Origin of the sequence: Staphylococcus sp. EG-SA-17, from assembly GCF_017151845.1 — a bacterium.
GTDB classification, from domain to species: Bacteria; Bacillota; Bacilli; order Staphylococcales; family Staphylococcaceae; genus Staphylococcus; species Staphylococcus aureus.
The window spans coordinates 191,664-209,489 of record NZ_JACVZO010000001.1; the positions used below are offsets into that span (position 1 = coordinate 191,664).

At 33.2% G+C, this 17,826-nt stretch carries 15 protein-coding genes; all 15 read left to right on the top strand.

All coding sequences use genetic code 11. From position 1 onward, the window contains the following. The first annotated feature begins 23 nt into the window (after nucleotides 1–23). The 15 genes from hpf (at nucleotide 24) to trxB (ending at nucleotide 17,590) form a co-directional block, all read left to right on the top strand. On the top strand, nucleotides 24–596 hold the full coding sequence (hpf, locus tag IDG65_RS00965) for a ribosome hibernation-promoting factor, HPF/YfiA family (RefSeq protein ID WP_000617735.1): 573 nt from the start codon (nucleotides 24–26) through the stop codon (nucleotides 594–596). Nucleotides 597–1,010: 414 nt separating this feature from the next. After that, a complete protein-coding gene (gene secA, locus IDG65_RS00970) occupies nucleotides 1,011–3,542 on the top strand; it encodes a preprotein translocase subunit SecA (RefSeq protein ID WP_000506531.1) in 2,532 nt (843 codons plus the stop codon). Between the two features lie 41 nt (nucleotides 3,543–3,583). Beyond that, nucleotides 3,584–3,682 carry a hypothetical protein gene (locus IDG65_RS00975; protein ID WP_031789464.1) on the top strand — a complete coding sequence of 33 codons (99 nt, stop codon included), beginning with the start codon at nucleotides 3,584–3,586 and terminating at the stop codon, nucleotides 3,680–3,682. Between the two features lie 174 nt (nucleotides 3,683–3,856). Next, nucleotides 3,857–4,967, top strand: a protein-coding gene (gene prfB, locus IDG65_RS00980) for a peptide chain release factor 2 (RefSeq protein WP_014667688.1) whose coding sequence is annotated in 2 segments (ribosomal slippage) — nucleotides 3,857–3,928 and nucleotides 3,930–4,967 — 1,110 coding nt in all. Because the reading frame shifts where the segments join, the coding sequence is not laid out codon by codon here. A 152-nt stretch (nucleotides 4,968–5,119) separates the two neighbouring features. After that, nucleotides 5,120–5,227, top strand: coding sequence for a hypothetical protein (locus tag IDG65_RS00985; protein WP_075583673.1), 108 nt, complete (start codon nucleotides 5,120–5,122; stop codon nucleotides 5,225–5,227). A gap of 147 nt (nucleotides 5,228–5,374) precedes the next feature. Then, a complete protein-coding gene (locus IDG65_RS00990) occupies nucleotides 5,375–6,214 on the top strand; it encodes a COG3942 and LysM peptidoglycan-binding domain-containing protein (protein WP_000749381.1) in 840 nt (279 codons plus the stop codon). Between the two features lie 173 nt (nucleotides 6,215–6,387). Next, the gene (locus IDG65_RS00995; protein ID WP_000538141.1) at nucleotides 6,388–7,038 is read left to right on the top strand and encodes a YfbR-like 5'-deoxynucleotidase; all 651 of its coding nucleotides are present in this window, start codon (nucleotides 6,388–6,390) and stop codon (nucleotides 7,036–7,038) included. Next, the gene (locus IDG65_RS01000; RefSeq protein ID WP_000638419.1) at nucleotides 7,035–7,271 is read left to right on the top strand and encodes a CsbA family protein; all 237 of its coding nucleotides are present in this window, start codon (nucleotides 7,035–7,037) and stop codon (nucleotides 7,269–7,271) included. Before IDG65_RS00995 ends, IDG65_RS01000 begins: the two co-directional genes overlap by 4 nt. Nucleotides 7,272–7,539: 268 nt before the next feature. Beyond that, nucleotides 7,540–9,525: an excinuclease ABC subunit UvrB gene (gene uvrB / locus IDG65_RS01005; RefSeq protein ID WP_000229255.1), complete on the top strand. Its 1,986-nt coding sequence runs from the start codon at nucleotides 7,540–7,542 to the stop codon at nucleotides 9,523–9,525. A gap of 7 nt (nucleotides 9,526–9,532) precedes the next feature. Then, the gene (gene uvrA, locus IDG65_RS01010; protein ID WP_000662679.1) at nucleotides 9,533–12,379 is read left to right on the top strand and encodes an excinuclease ABC subunit UvrA; all 2,847 of its coding nucleotides are present in this window, start codon (nucleotides 9,533–9,535) and stop codon (nucleotides 12,377–12,379) included. Nucleotides 12,380–12,870: 491 nt separating this feature from the next. Further along, nucleotides 12,871–13,803 (top strand): HPr(Ser) kinase/phosphatase, encoded by a 933-nt coding sequence (gene hprK / locus IDG65_RS01015; RefSeq protein WP_000958224.1) that lies wholly within the window; start codon nucleotides 12,871–12,873, stop codon nucleotides 13,801–13,803. Between the two features lie 5 nt (nucleotides 13,804–13,808). Further along, a complete protein-coding gene (gene lgt / locus IDG65_RS01020) occupies nucleotides 13,809–14,648 on the top strand; it encodes a prolipoprotein diacylglyceryl transferase (protein ID WP_000513301.1) in 840 nt (279 codons plus the stop codon). A gap of 7 nt (nucleotides 14,649–14,655) precedes the next feature. Next, a complete protein-coding gene (locus tag IDG65_RS01025; protein ID WP_001224793.1) occupies nucleotides 14,656–15,141 on the top strand; it encodes an acyltransferase in 486 nt (161 codons plus the stop codon). Nucleotides 15,142–15,148: 7 nt separating this feature from the next. Beyond that, nucleotides 15,149–16,588: a tetratricopeptide repeat protein gene (locus tag IDG65_RS01030; protein ID WP_000057564.1), complete on the top strand. Its 1,440-nt coding sequence runs from the start codon at nucleotides 15,149–15,151 to the stop codon at nucleotides 16,586–16,588. Between the two features lie 66 nt (nucleotides 16,589–16,654). Continuing rightward, nucleotides 16,655–17,590, top strand: a complete 936-nt coding sequence (trxB, locus tag IDG65_RS01035; protein WP_000134963.1) for a thioredoxin-disulfide reductase — start codon at nucleotides 16,655–16,657, stop codon at nucleotides 17,588–17,590. Nucleotides 17,591–17,826: the final 236 nt, after the last annotated feature.

Consider the following 17,826-nt stretch of genomic DNA (forward strand, 5'->3'; position numbering starts at 1 on the left):
AAGAGGTTTAAGGAGAGATTACTATGATTAGATTTGAAATTCATGGAGATAACCTCACTATCACAGATGCTATTCGCAACTATATTGAGGAAAAAATTGGTAAGTTGGAACGTTATTTTAATGACGTACCAAATGCAGTGGCGCATGTTAAAGTTAAAACTTATTCAAATTCAGCTACTAAAATTGAAGTAACAATTCCATTGAAAAATGTTACGTTAAGAGCTGAAGAGCGAAACGATGATTTATACGCAGGTATTGATTTAATTAATAATAAACTTGAAAGACAAGTTCGAAAATATAAAACACGTATTAATCGTAAGAGCCGTGATCGAGGAGATCAAGAAGTGTTTGTTGCCGAATTACAAGAAATGCAAGAAACACAAGTTGATAATGACGCTTACGATGATAACGAGATAGAAATTATTCGTTCAAAAGAATTCAGCTTAAAACCAATGGATTCAGAAGAAGCGGTATTACAAATGAATCTATTAGGTCATGATTTCTTTGTATTCACAGACAGAGAAACTGATGGAACAAGTATCGTTTACCGCCGTAAAGACGGTAAATATGGCTTGATTCAAACTAGTGAACAATAAATTAAGTTTAAAGCACTTGTGTTTTTGCACAAGTGCTTTTTTTAGACTTCAAAAGCAATTTCTAACTATTTCACAGTTCGTTTGTGCAATTTGTTGAATGAAACATAGTGACTATGCTAATGTTAATGGATGTATATATTTGAATGTTAAGTTAATAATAGTATGTCAGTCTATTGTATAGTCTAAGTCAAAAATCGTAAAATATTTATAATATAATTTATTAAAAAGTATAATTGCGTATTGAGAATATATTTATTAGTGATAAACTTGTTGTCAACAGAATGTGAATGAAGTATGTCATAAATATATTTATATTGATTCTACAAATGAGTAAATAAGTATAATTTTCTAACTATAAATGATAAGATATATTGTTGTAGGCCAAACAGTTTTTTAGCTAAAGGAGCGAACGAAATGGGATTTTTATCAAAAATTCTTGATGGCAATAATAAAGAAATTAAACAGTTAGGTAAACTTGCTGATAAAGTAATCGCTTTAGAAGAAAAAACGGCAATTTTAACTGATGAAGAAATTCGTAATAAAACGAAACAATTCCAAACAGAATTAGCTGACATTGATAATGTCAAAAAGCAAAATGATTATTTAGATAAAATTTTACCAGAAGCATATGCACTTGTTAGAGAAGGCTCTAAACGTGTATTCAATATGACACCATATAAAGTTCAAATTATGGGTGGTATTGCAATTCATAAAGGTGATATCGCTGAGATGAGAACAGGTGAAGGTAAAACGTTAACAGCGACAATGCCAACATACTTAAATGCATTAGCTGGTAGAGGTGTTCACGTTATTACAGTCAATGAATATTTATCAAGTGTTCAAAGTGAAGAAATGGCTGAGTTATATAACTTCTTAGGTTTGACTGTCGGATTAAACTTAAACAGTAAGACGACTGAAGAAAAACGTGAAGCATATGCGCAAGACATTACTTACAGTACTAACAATGAGTTAGGTTTTGACTATTTAAGAGATAACATGGTGAATTATTCTGAAGATAGAGTAATGCGTCCATTACATTTCGCAATCATTGATGAGGTTGACTCAATTTTAATTGATGAGGCACGTACGCCATTAATTATTTCTGGTGAAGCTGAAAAGTCAACGTCACTTTATACACAAGCAAATGTTTTTGCGAAAATGTTAAAGCAGGACGAAGATTATAAATATGATGAAAAAACAAAAGCAGTACATTTAACAGAACAAGGTGCGGATAAAGCTGAACGTATGTTCAAAGTTGAAAACTTATATGATGTACAAAATGTTGATGTTATTAGTCATATCAACACAGCTTTACGTGCGCACGTTACATTGCAACGTGACGTAGACTATATGGTTGTTGATGGCGAAGTATTAATTGTCGACCAATTTACAGGACGTACAATGCCAGGCCGTCGTTTCTCGGAAGGTTTACACCAAGCTATTGAAGCGAAGGAAGGCGTTCAAATTCAAAATGAATCTAAAACTATGGCGTCTATTACATTCCAAAACTATTTCAGAATGTACAATAAACTTGCGGGTATGACAGGTACAGCTAAAACTGAAGAAGAAGAATTTAGAAATATTTATAACATGACAGTAACTCAAATTCCGACAAATAAACCTGTGCAACGTAACGATAAGTCTGATTTAATTTACATTAGCCAAAAAGGTAAATTTGATGCAGTAGTAGAAGATGTTGTTGAAAAACACAAGGCAGGGCAACCAGTGCTATTAGGTACTGTTGCAGTTGAGACTTCTGAATATATTTCAAATTTACTAAAAAAACGTGGTATCCGTCATGATGTGTTAAATGCGAAAAATCATGAACGTGAAGCTGAAATTGTTGCAGGCGCTGGACAAAAAGGTGCCGTTACTATTGCCACTAACATGGCTGGTCGTGGTACAGATATCAAATTAGGTGAAGGCGTAGAGGAATTAGGCGGTTTAGCAGTAATAGGTACAGAACGACATGAATCTCGTCGTATTGATGACCAGTTACGTGGTCGTTCTGGACGTCAAGGTGATAAAGGGGATAGTCGCTTCTATTTATCATTACAAGATGAATTAATGATTCGTTTTGGTTCTGAACGTTTACAGAAAATGATGAGCCGACTAGGTTTAGATGACTCTACACCAATTGAATCAAAAATGGTATCAAGAGCTGTAGAATCAGCACAAAAACGTGTAGAAGGTAATAACTTCGACGCGCGTAAACGTATCTTAGAATACGATGAAGTATTACGTAAACAACGTGAAATTATCTATAACGAAAGAAATAGTATTATTGATGAAGAAGACAGCTCTCAAGTTGTAGATGCAATGCTACGTTCAACGTTACAACGTAGTATCAATTACTATATTAATACAGCAGATGACGAGCCTGAATATCAACCATTCATCGACTACATCAATGACATTTTCTTACAAGAAGGTGACATTACAGAGGATGATATCAAAGGTAAAGATGCTGAAGATATTTTCGAAGTCGTTTGGGCTAAGATTGAAGCAGCATATCAAAGTCAAAAAGATATCTTAGAAGAACAAATGAATGAGTTTGAGCGTATGATTTTACTTCGTTCTATTGATAGCCATTGGACTGATCATATCGACACAATGGATCAATTACGTCAAGGTATTCACTTACGTTCTTATGCACAGCAAAATCCATTACGTGACTATCAAAATGAAGGTCATGAATTATTTGATATCATGATGCAAAATATCGAAGAAGATACTTGTAAATTCATTTTAAAATCTGTAGTACAAGTTGAAGACAATATTGAACGTGAAAAAACAACAGAGTTTGGTGAAGCGAAGCACGTTTCAGCTGAAGATGGTAAAGAAAAAGTGAAACCGAAACCAATCGTTAAAGGCGATCAAGTTGGTCGTAACGATGATTGTCCATGTGGTAGTGGTAAAAAATTCAAAAATTGCCATGGAAAATAAATGATATAAAATAACTCCTTCCAATTAAACACCTATAGTTTGTGTTATGGGAGGAGTCTTTTTATTTTACAAGCGTTAAATACTTTAAAAAATGTGAAGAAGTTGTTAAACGTTGTTATGTACTTAGTTTTAAAAAATAGGTTTAGGCATATATCGATGATAAATGTACTGATTTTTAACAATAAAAGCATAAACTGATTGTCAGTGTGCTTATATTTCTTAACATTGTTATTTAACAAAATTATGTTAAAATTTAGCATTATAAATGATACAAATCAATGACTTGAATTGAATTATAAATAGGAGCGAAGGCTATGGAATTATCAGAAATCAAACGAAATATAGATAAGTATAATCAAGATTTAACACAAATTAGGGGGTCTCTTTGACTTAGAGAACAAAGAAACTAATATTCAAGAATATGAAGAAATGATGGCAGAACCTAATTTTTGGGATAACCAAACGAAAGCGCAAGATATTATAGATAAAAATAATGCGTTAAAAGCAATAGTTAATGGTTATAAAACACTACAAGCAGAAGTAGATGACATGGATGCTACTTGGGATTTATTACAAGAAGAATTTGATGAAGAAATGAAAGAAGACTTAGAGCAAGAGGTCATTTATTTTAAGGCTAAAGTGGATGAATACGAATTGCAATTATTATTAGATGGGCCTCACGATGCCAATAATGCAATTCTAGAGTTACATCCTGGTGCAGGTGGCACGGAGTCTCAAGATTGGGCTAATATGCTATTTAGAATGTATCAACGTTATTGTGAGAAGAAAGGTTTTAAAGTTGAAACTGTTGATTATTTACCTGGAGATGAAGCAGGGATTAAAAGTGTAACATTGCTCATCAAAGGGCATAATGCTTATGGTTATTTAAAAGCTGAAAAAGGTGTACACCGACTAGTACGAATTTCTCCATTTGATTCATCAGGACGTCGTCATACATCATTTGCATCATGTGACGTGATTCCAGATTTTAATAATGATGAAATAGAGATTGAAATCAATCCGGATGATATTACAGTTGATACATTCAGAGCTTCTGGTGCAGGTGGTCAGCATATTAACAAAACTGAATCGGCAATACGAATTACCCACCACCCCTCAGGTATAGTTGTTAATAACCAAAATGAACGTTCTCAAATTAAAAACCGTGAAGCAGCTATGAAAATGTTAAAGTCTAAATTATATCAATTAAAATTGGAAGAGCAGGCACGTGAAATGGCTGAAATTCGTGGCGAACAAAAAGAAATCGGATGGGGAAGCCAAATTAGATCATATGTTTTCCATCCATACTCAATGGTGAAAGATCATCGTACGAACGAAGAAACAGGTAAGGTTGATGCAGTGATGGATGGAGATATTGGACCATTTATCGAATCATATTTAAGACAGACAATGTCACACGATTAATATATATTTTAAAACCGAGGCTCTAAAAGGGCGTCGGTTTTTGGTTTTTTATAGGTAGCTAAATAAATTGTAAATTAGATTTTGGAATATGATTTGTTTATGAATATTTAAGTACAATTGGGTAGATAGGGTTAGAATATATTTTTTAAAAGTTGTGTTTGTTAAAACAACATATGCAGTGTGCATTTAGTAATATTACCTATGGCGATTTTCGAGGTATTGAATTAATCGTTGAAAACGTTCTCAATTACATGGTATGAATACATTTTACACTATGATAAAAGGTTGTATTCTTTTTATATTGTTAACCATTTGATTACATCGTTATAACAATAGCTTTTGACAAAATGTATTGTGCTATAGTATTTGCATACTTAAAATTCTAACAGCAAAGGAATGACAGCAAGATGAAAAAATCTCTTACAGTGACGGTTTCGTCAGTGTTAGCTTTTTTAGCTTTAAATAATGCAGCACATGCACAACAACATGGCACACAAGTAAAAACACCTGTTCAACATAATTATGTATCAAATGTTCAAGCACAAACGCAATCACCGACAACTTATACAGTAGTTGCTGGCGATTCATTATATAAGATTGCATTAGAGCATCACTTAACGTTGAATCAATTATATTCATACAATCCTGGTGTAACACCTTTAATTTTTCCTGGTGACGTGATTTCACTTGTGCCTCAAAATAAAGTGAAACAAACTAAAGCGGTTAAATCACCAGTAAGAAAAGCAAGCCAAGCTAAAAAGGTAGTACAACAACCTGTACAACAAGCGTCTAAAAAAGTAGTAGTTAAGCAAGCACCTAAGCAAGCAGTAGCTAAGACAGTTAATGTAGCATACAAACCTGCTCAAGTACAAAAATCAGTTCCAACTGTACCTGTTGCACATAACTACAATAAATCAGTTGCTAACAGAGGAAACTTATATGCTTATGGAAACTGCACATATTATGCTTTCGATCGTCGTGCACAATTAGGTAGAAGTATAGGAAGTTTATGGGGCAATGCAAATAACTGGAATTACGCAGCAAAAGTTGCAGGATTTAAAGTAGATAAAACACCAGAAGTTGGCGCTATTTTCCAAACAGCTGCTGGCCCATATGGACATGTTGGTGTTGTTGAATCTGTAAACCCTAATGGAACAATTACTGTTTCTGAAATGAACTATGCTGGATTTAATGTTAAATCTTCAAGAACAATTTTAAATCCAGGAAAATATAATTACATCCACTAAGTAATATATCAAGACAAGACTATCCTCTTAGCCTGTTTAAGTAACAGGTTGAGAGGATTTTTTGGTATCATTTAATCAGAGTTATATAAAGAAGATATTTAAATGATATTTAATTGATTGATATGTAAAAAGAAAGTATAATTTATGATTAATTAATGGAGGAGGTAATTGAAATGGGTGTACATCAATATTTTAAAAGATTATCAGATATGGAAAGACTTATAAGATTACCTGGAAAATTTAAATATTTTGAACACAATGTTGCAGCACACTCCTTTAAAGTAACTAAAATTGCTCAATATCTAGCAACAGTTGAAGAATATCATGGACGAAAGATTAATTGGAAAAGCTTATATGAAAAAGCATTAAATCATGATTTCGCTGAAGTGTTTACTGGTGATATAAAAACACCTGTTAAATATGCGAGTAGTGAATTAAAAAAATTATTTTCGCAAGTTGAAGAAGAAATGGTAGAGACCTTTATTGAAGAAGAAATTCCATTACAATATAGAGATGTTTATAAGCAACGACTGCAAGAAGGTAAAGATGATTCATTAGAAGGCCAAATACTTTCAGTTGCTGATAAAATTGATTTGCTTTATGAAACATTTGGAGAAATACAAAAACGTAATCCTGAAGAATTATTTTTCGAAATTTATGAAATGAGTCTAGAAACAATTATTCAATTCGACCATTTAGCATCTGTACAAGATTTTATTAATAATATCATTCCAGAAATGTTGACTGAAAACTTTATACCTAGAACAGAATTAAGAGAAACAACCATGAACATTTTAAATAAAAGAAAAGAGGAAAATGAATGATATGGTATTTTAGCGCAGCATTCTTTCCATGTGTCTTGGTAGTATTATTTAGTGTAATAACAAGAAGTAAATGGGTCGGTACTATTCTGACATTAATTTTAATTGGTGCCTCAATCTATAAAGAGTATTTCCATAACGAGTGGATTATTTTTATTGATGTAGTGTCATTATTAGCTGGTTATTTAATTATAGATCAACTCGAATTTCATAAACATCAAGATGAAGATCGCTAAGATTAACTTTAAAATAATGTTTCAAACAAATTTGTTGAAACAAAATGATGATTAATATAATGTGTATTTACATACTAAAAATAACAAGATAAACGATTTGATTTAAGGCAAGCATAGTTAGCACAACTATGTTTGTTTTTCTTTGTTCGATATTTTTACGAACAAACGTTTGCTTTTTGTGTGACTACTTTGCTAAAATATGTAATGAGAAAGCGAAGAGTTGAGCGGAAATATAAATAATACGTTGAAAGAGGAGGTATATGTGACAATGGTTGAACATTATCCTTTTAAAATACATTCTGATTTTGAGCCTCAAGGTGACCAACCGCAAGCAATTAAGGAAATCGTGGAAGGTATTAAAGCGGGGAAAAGACATCAAACTTTATTAGGTGCAACTGGCACAGGGAAAACATTTACGATGAGTAATGTTATTAAAGAAGTTGGGAAACCAACGTTAATTATCGCGCATAACAAAACATTAGCAGGACAATTATATAGTGAGTTTAAAGAATTTTTTCCTGAAAACAGGGTGGAATACTTTGTAAGTTACTATGATTATTATCAACCTGAGGCATACGTACCGTCTACTGACACTTTTATTGAAAAAGATGCCTCAATCAATGATGAAATTGATCAACTACGACATTCTGCTACAAGTGCATTATTTGAACGCGATGATGTAATTATTATTGCTAGTGTAAGTTGTATATATGGTTTAGGTAATCCTGAAGAATATAAAGATTTAGTAGTAAGTGTTCGAGTTGGTATGGAAATGGATAGAAGTGAATTACTTAGAAAACTTGTAGATGTGCAATATACACGAAATGACATCGATTTCCAACGAGGAACGTTTCGAGTGCGTGGTGATGTAGTTGAAATATTCCCAGCCTCTAAAGAAGAACTTTGTATAAGGGTTGAGTTTTTCGGCGATGAGATTGACCGTATCCGAGAAGTTAACTACCTAACAGGTGAAGTGTTGAAAGAAAGAGAACATTTTGCGATATTCCCAGCTTCTCACTTCGTAACACGTGAAGAAAAGTTGAAAGTTGCGATTGAACGTATTGAAAAAGAATTGGAAGAACGATTGAAAGAATTACGAAATGAGAATAAATTACTAGAAGCGCAAAGGTTAGAACAGCGTACCAACTATGATTTAGAAATGATGCGAGAGATGGGATTCTGTTCAGGAATTGAAAACTATTCCGTACATTTAACTTTGCGACCACTGGGTTCGACACCATATACTTTATTGGATTACTTTGGCGATGATTGGTTAGTAATGATTGATGAATCACATGTGACATTACCGCAAGTTCGAGGCATGTATAACGGAGACAGAGCGCGTAAACAAGTTTTGGTGGATCATGGATTTAGATTACCGAGTGCATTAGATAACCGTCCTCTTAAATTTGAAGAATTTGAAGAAAAGACAAAACAACTTGTGTATGTATCTGCAACGCCTGGACCATACGAAATTGAACATACGGATAAGATGGTTGAACAAATTATTCGTCCTACTGGTTTACTGGATCCTAAGATTGAGGTTAGACCTACTGAAAATCAAATTGACGATTTATTAAGTGAAATTCAAACAAGGGTTGAACGTAATGAACGCGTACTTGTTACAACGCTCACTAAAAAGATGAGTGAAGATTTAACCACATACATGAAAGAAGCGGGTATTAAAGTTAATTATCTGCATTCAGAAATCAAGACATTAGAACGAATCGAAATAATTAGAGACTTACGAATGGGTACATATGATGTTATCGTAGGTATTAATTTATTAAGAGAGGGTATTGATATACCAGAAGTTTCTCTAGTTGTCATATTAGATGCAGATAAAGAAGGATTTTTACGTTCTAACCGCTCTTTAATTCAAACAATAGGTAGAGCTGCGCGTAACGATAAAGGTGAAGTCATTATGTATGCCGATAAAATGACTGATTCGATGAAGTATGCAATTGATGAGACACAACGTCGTCGAGAAATACAGATGAAACATAATGAAAAACATGGTATTACACCTAAAACAATTAATAAAAAAATACATGATTTAATTAGTGCTACTGTTGAAAATGACGAAAATAATGACAAAGCACAAACTGTGATACCTAAGAAGATGACGAAAAAAGAACGTCAAAAGACAATCGACAATATAGAAAAAGAAATGAAACAAGCAGCGAAAGATTTAGATTTCGAGAAAGCTACAGAATTAAGAGATATGTTATTTGAATTAAAAGCAGAAGGGTGACAAGTAAATGAAAGAACCATCCATAGTAGTAAAAGGTGCTCGTGCGCATAACTTGAAAGATATTGATATCGAACTACCTAAAAATAAATTAATTGTTATGACAGGATTATCTGGGTCAGGTAAATCGTCATTAGCATTCGATACTATATATGCTGAAGGACAACGACGTTATGTTGAATCATTAAGTGCCTATGCGCGTCAATTTTTAGGCCAAATGGACAAACCAGATGTTGATACAATCGAAGGATTATCGCCAGCAATTTCAATAGATCAAAAAACAACAAGTAAAAATCCAAGATCAACTGTTGCAACAGTAACAGAAATATATGATTATATACGTTTGTTATATGCACGTGTTGGTAAACCTTACTGTCCAAATCACAATATAGAAATTGAATCACAAACAGTACAACAAATGGTTGACCGCATTATGGAGTTAGAGGCACGTACAAAGATTCAATTATTAGCACCTGTCATCGCTCATCGTAAAGGTAGTCATGAAAAGCTAATCGAAGATATTGGTAAAAAAGGTTATGTACGTTTAAGAATCGATGGCGAAATTGTTGATGTAAATGATGTACCTACATTAGATAAGAACAAGAATCATACAATAGAAGTTGTTGTAGACCGATTAGTTGTTAAAGATGGAATTGAAACACGACTAGCTGACTCTATAGAAACTGCGTTAGAGCTTTCAGAAGGACAATTAACAGTTGATGTCATTGACGGGGAAGACCTTAAGTTTTCAGAAAGCCATGCTTGTCCTATATGTGGATTTTCAATCGGAGAATTAGAACCAAGAATGTTTAGCTTTAATAGTCCTTTTGGTGCTTGTCCAACATGTGATGGCTTAGGCCAAAAGTTAACAGTCGATGTAGACTTGGTTGTTCCAGACAAAGATAAGACGCTAAACGAAGGTGCAATAGAACCTTGGATACCGACGAGTTCTGATTTTTATCCAACATTGTTAAAACGTGTTTGTGAAGTTTATAAAATCAATATGGATAAACCTTTTAAAAAGTTAACAGAACGTCAACGTGATATTTTATTGTATGGTTCGGGTGACAAAGAAATTGAATTTACATTTACACAACGTCAAGGTGGTACTAGAAAACGAACAATGGTTTTCGAGGGTGTAGTTCCTAATATAAGTAGACGATTCCATGAATCTCCTTCAGAATATACACGTGAAATGATGAGTAAATATATGACTGAACTACCTTGTGAAACTTGTCATGGAAAGCGATTGAGTCGTGAAGCGTTATCTGTTTATGTAGGTGGTTTAAATATTGGTGAAGTAGTCGAATACTCAATCAGTCAAGCGCTGAACTATTATAAAAACATTGATTTGTCAGAACAAGATCAAGCGATTGCAAATCAAATATTGAAAGAAATTATTTCCCGACTCACTTTTTTAAATAATGTCGGACTTGAATATTTAACGCTAAACAGAGCTTCAGGTACACTTTCAGGTGGTGAAGCACAACGTATTCGATTGGCAACGCAAATTGGGTCGCGTTTGACTGGTGTCTTATATGTATTAGATGAGCCATCAATTGGACTGCATCAAAGAGATAATGATCGATTAATTAATACACTTAAAGAAATGAGAGATTTAGGAAATACTTTAATTGTAGTTGAACACGATGATGATACAATGCGTGCGGCTGATTACTTAGTGGATATAGGGCCTGGTGCTGGTGAACATGGAGGACAAATTGTGTCTAGTGGGACACCTCAAAAGGTAATGAAAGATAAAAAATCTTTAACAGGACAATACTTGAGTGGTAAGAAACGTATTGACGTACCTGAATATCGCAGACCGGCTTCAGATCGTAAAATTTCTATACGTGGAGCTAGAAGTAACAACCTTAAAGGCGTTGATGTGGACATACCACTATCAATCATGACGGTCGTTACAGGTGTATCAGGTTCTGGTAAAAGCTCATTAGTAAATGAAGTATTATACAAATCATTAGCTCAAAAAATCAATAAATCTAAAGTAAAGCCAGGATTGTACGATAAGATTGAAGGTATTGATCAACTTGATAAAATTATTGATATTGATCAATCACCGATAGGTAGAACGCCACGCTCTAATCCAGCAACATATACTGGTGTGTTTGATGATATACGTGATGTGTTTGCGCAAACAAATGAAGCTAAAATCCGAGGATATCAAAAAGGGCGTTTTAGTTTTAATGTAAAAGGTGGACGCTGTGAAGCTTGTAAAGGTGACGGTATTATTAAAATTGAAATGCATTTTTTACCTGATGTTTATGTTCCTTGTGAAGTGTGTGATGGTAAACGATATAATCGTGAGACACTAGAGGTTACTTACAAAGGTAAAAATATTGCTGACATTTTAGAAATGACTGTTGAAGAAGCAACACAATTTTTTGAAAATATTCCTAAGATTAAGCGCAAGTTACAAACACTAGTTGATGTTGGTCTTGGATACGTCACATTAGGTCAACAAGCTACAACGTTATCAGGTGGTGAGGCTCAACGTGTGAAACTTGCATCTGAACTTCATAAACGTTCAACTGGTAAATCTATTTATATCCTAGACGAACCAACAACAGGGTTACATGTTGACGATATTAGCAGATTATTAAAAGTATTAAACCGATTAGTTGAAAATGGTGATACTGTTGTAATTATTGAACATAACCTAGATGTTATCAAAACAGCAGACTATATTATCGACTTAGGTCCTGAAGGTGGTAGTGGCGGTGGTACTATTGTTGCGACTGGCACACCCGAAGATATTGCTCAGACAAAGTCATCCTATACAGGAAAGTATTTAAAAGAAGTACTTGAACGAGATAAACAAAATACTGAAGATAAATAAGATTAAAAGAAGTGAAGGATGTTGTAAATTTATCCTTCACTTCTTTTTATTAATTTAGTAATGAATAGTAGAAAGAAAAGAAGCGTAAAAAGAATTATGTTAAGATAGGGTCAATCTAGAGTTGCTAAACATAAATCGAACTGGGAGTGGGACAGAAATGATATTTTCGCAAAATTTATTTCGTCGTCCCACCCCAACTAGCATTGTCTGTAGAAATTGGGAATCCAATTTCTCTGTGTTGGGGCCCCGCCAACTAATTCCAATATATCATTTTAGAGTTTAGGTCATTGATTTATGGCTTGGACTTTTATGTCGATATGAACCATGTAAATTAAGCATTCAATAAATTAATGATTGATATTGACTTGTAAAATAATAACAATAATGAACAATTAATATTTATTTTAGCTTTTCAATGTAGATTGGTGTTATATTTTTGATATGATAAGAAGAGATGTAAGAGTAGGGATAAATACAATTGAGGTGAACCCATGTTAACGACAGAAAAACTAGTTGAAACATTAAAGTTAGATTTAATCGCTGGTGAAGAAGGACTATCGAAGCCAATTAAAAATGCTGATATATCAAGACCGGGCTTAGAGATGGCAGGTTATTTTTCACATTATGCGTCAGATAGAATACAACTATTAGGAACAACGGAACTATCGTTTTACAATTTATTACCAGATAAGGATCGCGCAGGTCGTATGCGTAAACTATGCAGACCAGAAACGCCTGCAATTATTGTGACACGTGGATTGCAGCCACCAGAAGAATTAGTTGAAGCTGCAAAAGAATTAAATACGCCACTTATAGTTGCTAAAGATGCAACTACAAGTTTAATGAGTCGATTAACAACGTTTTTAGAGCATGCACTTGCAAAGACGACATCTTTACATGGTGTTTTAGTGGATGTTTACGGTGTAGGCGTATTAATTACCGGTGATTCTGGTATTGGTAAAAGTGAGACTGCGTTAGAATTAGTGAAGCGTGGGCATAGACTAGTAGCAGATGATAATGTAGAAATACGTCAAATTAATAAAGATGAACTAATAGGGAAACCACCAAAGTTAATAGAACATCTATTAGAAATACGTGGACTAGGTATTATCAATGTTATGACTTTATTTGGCGCGGGTTCAATATTAACTGAAAAACGAATTAGATTAAATATTAATTTGGAAAACTGGAACAAGCAAAAGTTATATGACCGCGTAGGTCTTAATGAAGAGACGTTAAGTATTTTAGATACTGAAATAACTAAAAAAACAATACCTGTAAGACCTGGTAGAAATGTTGCGGTAATTATTGAGGTCGCTGCAATGAACTATCGATTAAATATCATGGGCATTAACACTGCCGAAGAATTTAGTGAAAGATTAAATGAAGAAATTATCAAGAACAGTCATAAGAGTGAGGAGTAGGTTGAATGGGTATTGTATTTAACTATATAGATCCTGTGGCATTTAACTTAGGACCACTGAGTGTACGATGGTATGGAATTATCATTGCTGTCGGAATACTACTTGGTTACTTTGTTGCACAACGTGCACTAGTTAAAGCAGGATTACATAAAGATACTTTAGTAGATATTATTTTTTATAGTGCACTATTTGGATTTATCGCGGCACGAATCTATTTCGTGATTTTCCAATGGCCATATTACGCGGAAAATCCAGGTGAAATTATTAAAATATGGCATGGTGGTATAGCAATACATGGTGGTTTAATAGGTGGCTTTATTGCTGGTGTTATTGTATGTAAAGTGAAAAATTTAAACCCATTTCAAATTGGTGATATCGTTGCGCCAAGTATAATTTTAGCGCAAGGAATTGGACGCTGGGGTAACTTTATGAATCACGAGGCACATGGTGGACCTGTGTCACGCGCTTTTTTAGAACAATTACATTTGCCTAATTTTATAATAGAAAATATGTATATCAACGGCCAATATTATCATCCAACATTCTTATATGAATCCATTTGGGATGTCGCTGGATTTATTATCTTAGTTAATATTCGTAAACATTTAAAATTAGGAGAAACATTCTTTTTATATTTAACTTGGTATTCAATTGGTCGATTCTTTATAGAAGGATTACGTACAGATAGCTTAATGCTCACAAGTAATATTAGAGTTGCACAATTAGTATCAATTCTTTTAATTTTAATAAGTATAAGTTTAATTGTATATAGAAGGATTAAGTATAATCCACCGTTGTATAGCAAAGTTGGGGCGCTTCCATGGCCAACAAAAAAAGTGAAGTAGTGATATTTTGAGAAAATTTTTATCAAAAACACATCATCATACAAACCCTTTATGGCGTGTATACCGTCTTGTTAAATTTTCGAAAGTTTTTAAGAATGTAATTATCATTGAATTTTCGAAATTTATTCCAAGTATGGTACTGAAAAGACATATATATAAACAACTTTTAAATATTAATATCGGTAATCAATCGTCGATAGCTTACAAAGTAATGTTAGATATTTTTTACCCAGAACTGATTACGATTGGTAGTAACAGTGTTATTGGTTACAATGTAACAATTTTGACGCATGAAGCATTAGTTGATGAATTTCGTTATGGACCAGTGACGATAGGATCTAACACTTTGATTGGTGCAAATGCTACCATTTTACCCGGTATAACGATTGGTGACAATGTAAAAGTTGCAGCTGGTACGGTTGTTTCAAAAGATATACCGGATAATGGATTTGCATATGGCAACCCTATGTATATAAAAATGATTAGGAGGTGACAATTTTATGGCGCAAAAGAATAATAACGTAATTCCAATGACTTTTGATGATGCATTTTATCGTAAAATGGCTAATCAGAAGTTTAAACAAAGAGAATATAAACGAGCTGCTGAATACTTTGAAAAAGTGTTAGAATTGTCACCTGATGATCTGGAAATTCAAATTGATTATGCACAATGTCTAGTGCAACTTGGTATTGCTAAAAAAGCAGAACATTTATTTTATGACAATATTATTTATAATAGGCATCTAGAAGATAGCTTTTATGAATTGAGTCAGCTCAACATTGAAGTTAACGAACCAAACAAGGCATTCTTGTTTGGTATTAATTATGTTATTGTTAGCGACGACCAAGATTATAGAGATGAATTAGATCAAATGTTTGATGTGAAATATCAAAGTGAAGAACAAATTGAACTTGAAGCTCAATTGTTTGTAGTTCAAATACTATTCCAATATCTTTTTTCTCAAGGTCGATTAAAAGATGCAAAGAATTATGTCTTACATCAACCACAAGAAGTTCAAGATCATCGTGTCGTACGTAATTTATTGGCAATGTGTTATTTATATCTCGGCGAATATGACACGGCTAAAGCATTGTACGAAGCACTATTACAAGAGGATAGTACAGATATATATGCATTATGCCATTATACTTTGCTACTTTATAACACTAAGGAAAATGAACAATACCAAAAATATTTAAAAATATTAAATAAAGTTGTACCTATGAATGACGATGAAAGTTTTAAATTAGGTATTGTTTTAAGTTATTTAAAGCAGTATCGTGCATCACAACAATTGTTGTACCCTTTATATAAAAAAGGGAAATTTTTATCAATTCAAATGTACAATGCTTTAGCATATAATTATTATTATTTAGGTGAAGAAGACGAAAGTCATTACTACTGGGATAAATTGAAGCAAATTTCTAAAGTGGAAATTGGACATGCGCCTTGGGTAATTGAAAATAGCAAAGAAGTTTTCGACCAACATATTTTGCCATTACTTCAAAGTGATGACAGTCATTATCGTTTATATGGTATTTTTTTATTGGATCAATTAAATGGTAAAGAAATTGTGATGACGGAAAGTATTTGGCAGGTTCTGGAAAATCTAAATAATTATGAGAAATTGTATTTAACGTATTTAGTTCAAGGTTTAACGCTCAATAAATTAGACTTCATTCATCGCGGCTTGTTAACGCTTTACCATAATGAATTATTTGTGAGTGAAAATGATGTAATGGTTGCATGGATTAATCAAGGTGAACTCATAATTGCTGAAAAAGTAGATTTAACTGATGTTGAGCCATATATCGGTGCGTTTATTTATTTGTATTTTAAAAATCAACCTCGAAATGTTACAAAGAACCAAATTACAACATGGTTAGGCATAACACAATATAAACTGAACAAAATGATTGAATTTCTCTTGAGCATATAGATTTATGAAAAGTTAGATTTATTATATAATGCGCATAATGATTAATAATGAGGAGGCGTTAATAAAATGACTGAAATAGATTTTGATATAGCAATTATCGGTGCAGGTCCAGCTGGTATGACTGCTGCAGTATACGCATCACGTGCTAATTTAAAAACAGTTATGATTGAAAGAGGTATTCCAGGCGGTCAAATGGCTAATACAGAAGAAGTAGAGAACTTCCCTGGTTTCGAAATGATTACAGGTCCAGATTTATCTACAAAAATGTTTGAACACGCTAAAAAGTTTGGTGCAGTTTATCAATATGGAGATATTAAATCTGTAGAAGATAAAGGCGAATATAAAGTGATTAACTTTGGTAACAAAGAATTAACAGCTAAAGCGGTCATTATTGCTACAGGTGCAGAATACAAGAAAATTGGTGTTCCGGGTGAACAAGAACTTGGTGGACGCGGTGTAAGTTATTGTGCAGTATGTGATGGTGCATTCTTTAAAAATAAACGCCTATTCGTTATCGGTGGTGGTGACTCAGCAGTAGAAGAGGGAACATTCTTAACTAAATTTGCTGACAAAGTAACAATTGTTCACCGTCGTGATGAGTTACGTGCACAACGTATTTTACAAGATAGAGCATTCAAAAATGATAAAATCGACTTTATTTGGAGTCATACTTTGAAATCAATTAATGAAAAAGACGGCAAAGTGGGTTCTGTGACATTAACGTCTACAAAAGATGGTTCAGAAGAAACACACGAGGCTGATGGTGTATTCATCTATATTGGTATGAAACCATTAACAGCGCCATTTAAAGACTTAGGTATTACAAATGATGTTGGTTATATTGTAACAAAAGATGATATGACAACATCAGTACCAGGTATTTTTGCAGCAGGAGATGTTCGCGACAAAGGTTTACGCCAAATTGTCACTGCTACTGGCGATGGTAGTATTGCAGCGCAAAGTGCAGCGGAATATATTGAACATTTAAACGATCAAGCTTAATTCGAAGTCGAATTAAGATGTTGAGTTGTAAATTATTTAGATATTTATTTTAATAGTGTCATCACATTGTTAAAATAATGTCTTACTTTTAAATTAAAGCAAATTATATAGAAAACTAGAACTTAGTACGTATCATTTGTGCGTTTCAATGAGTTCTAGTTTTTTTATATGTTATATTAAACTTATAACTTTATGGGAGTAGGACAGAAATGATAAAGAGCCACTAATGATTTATT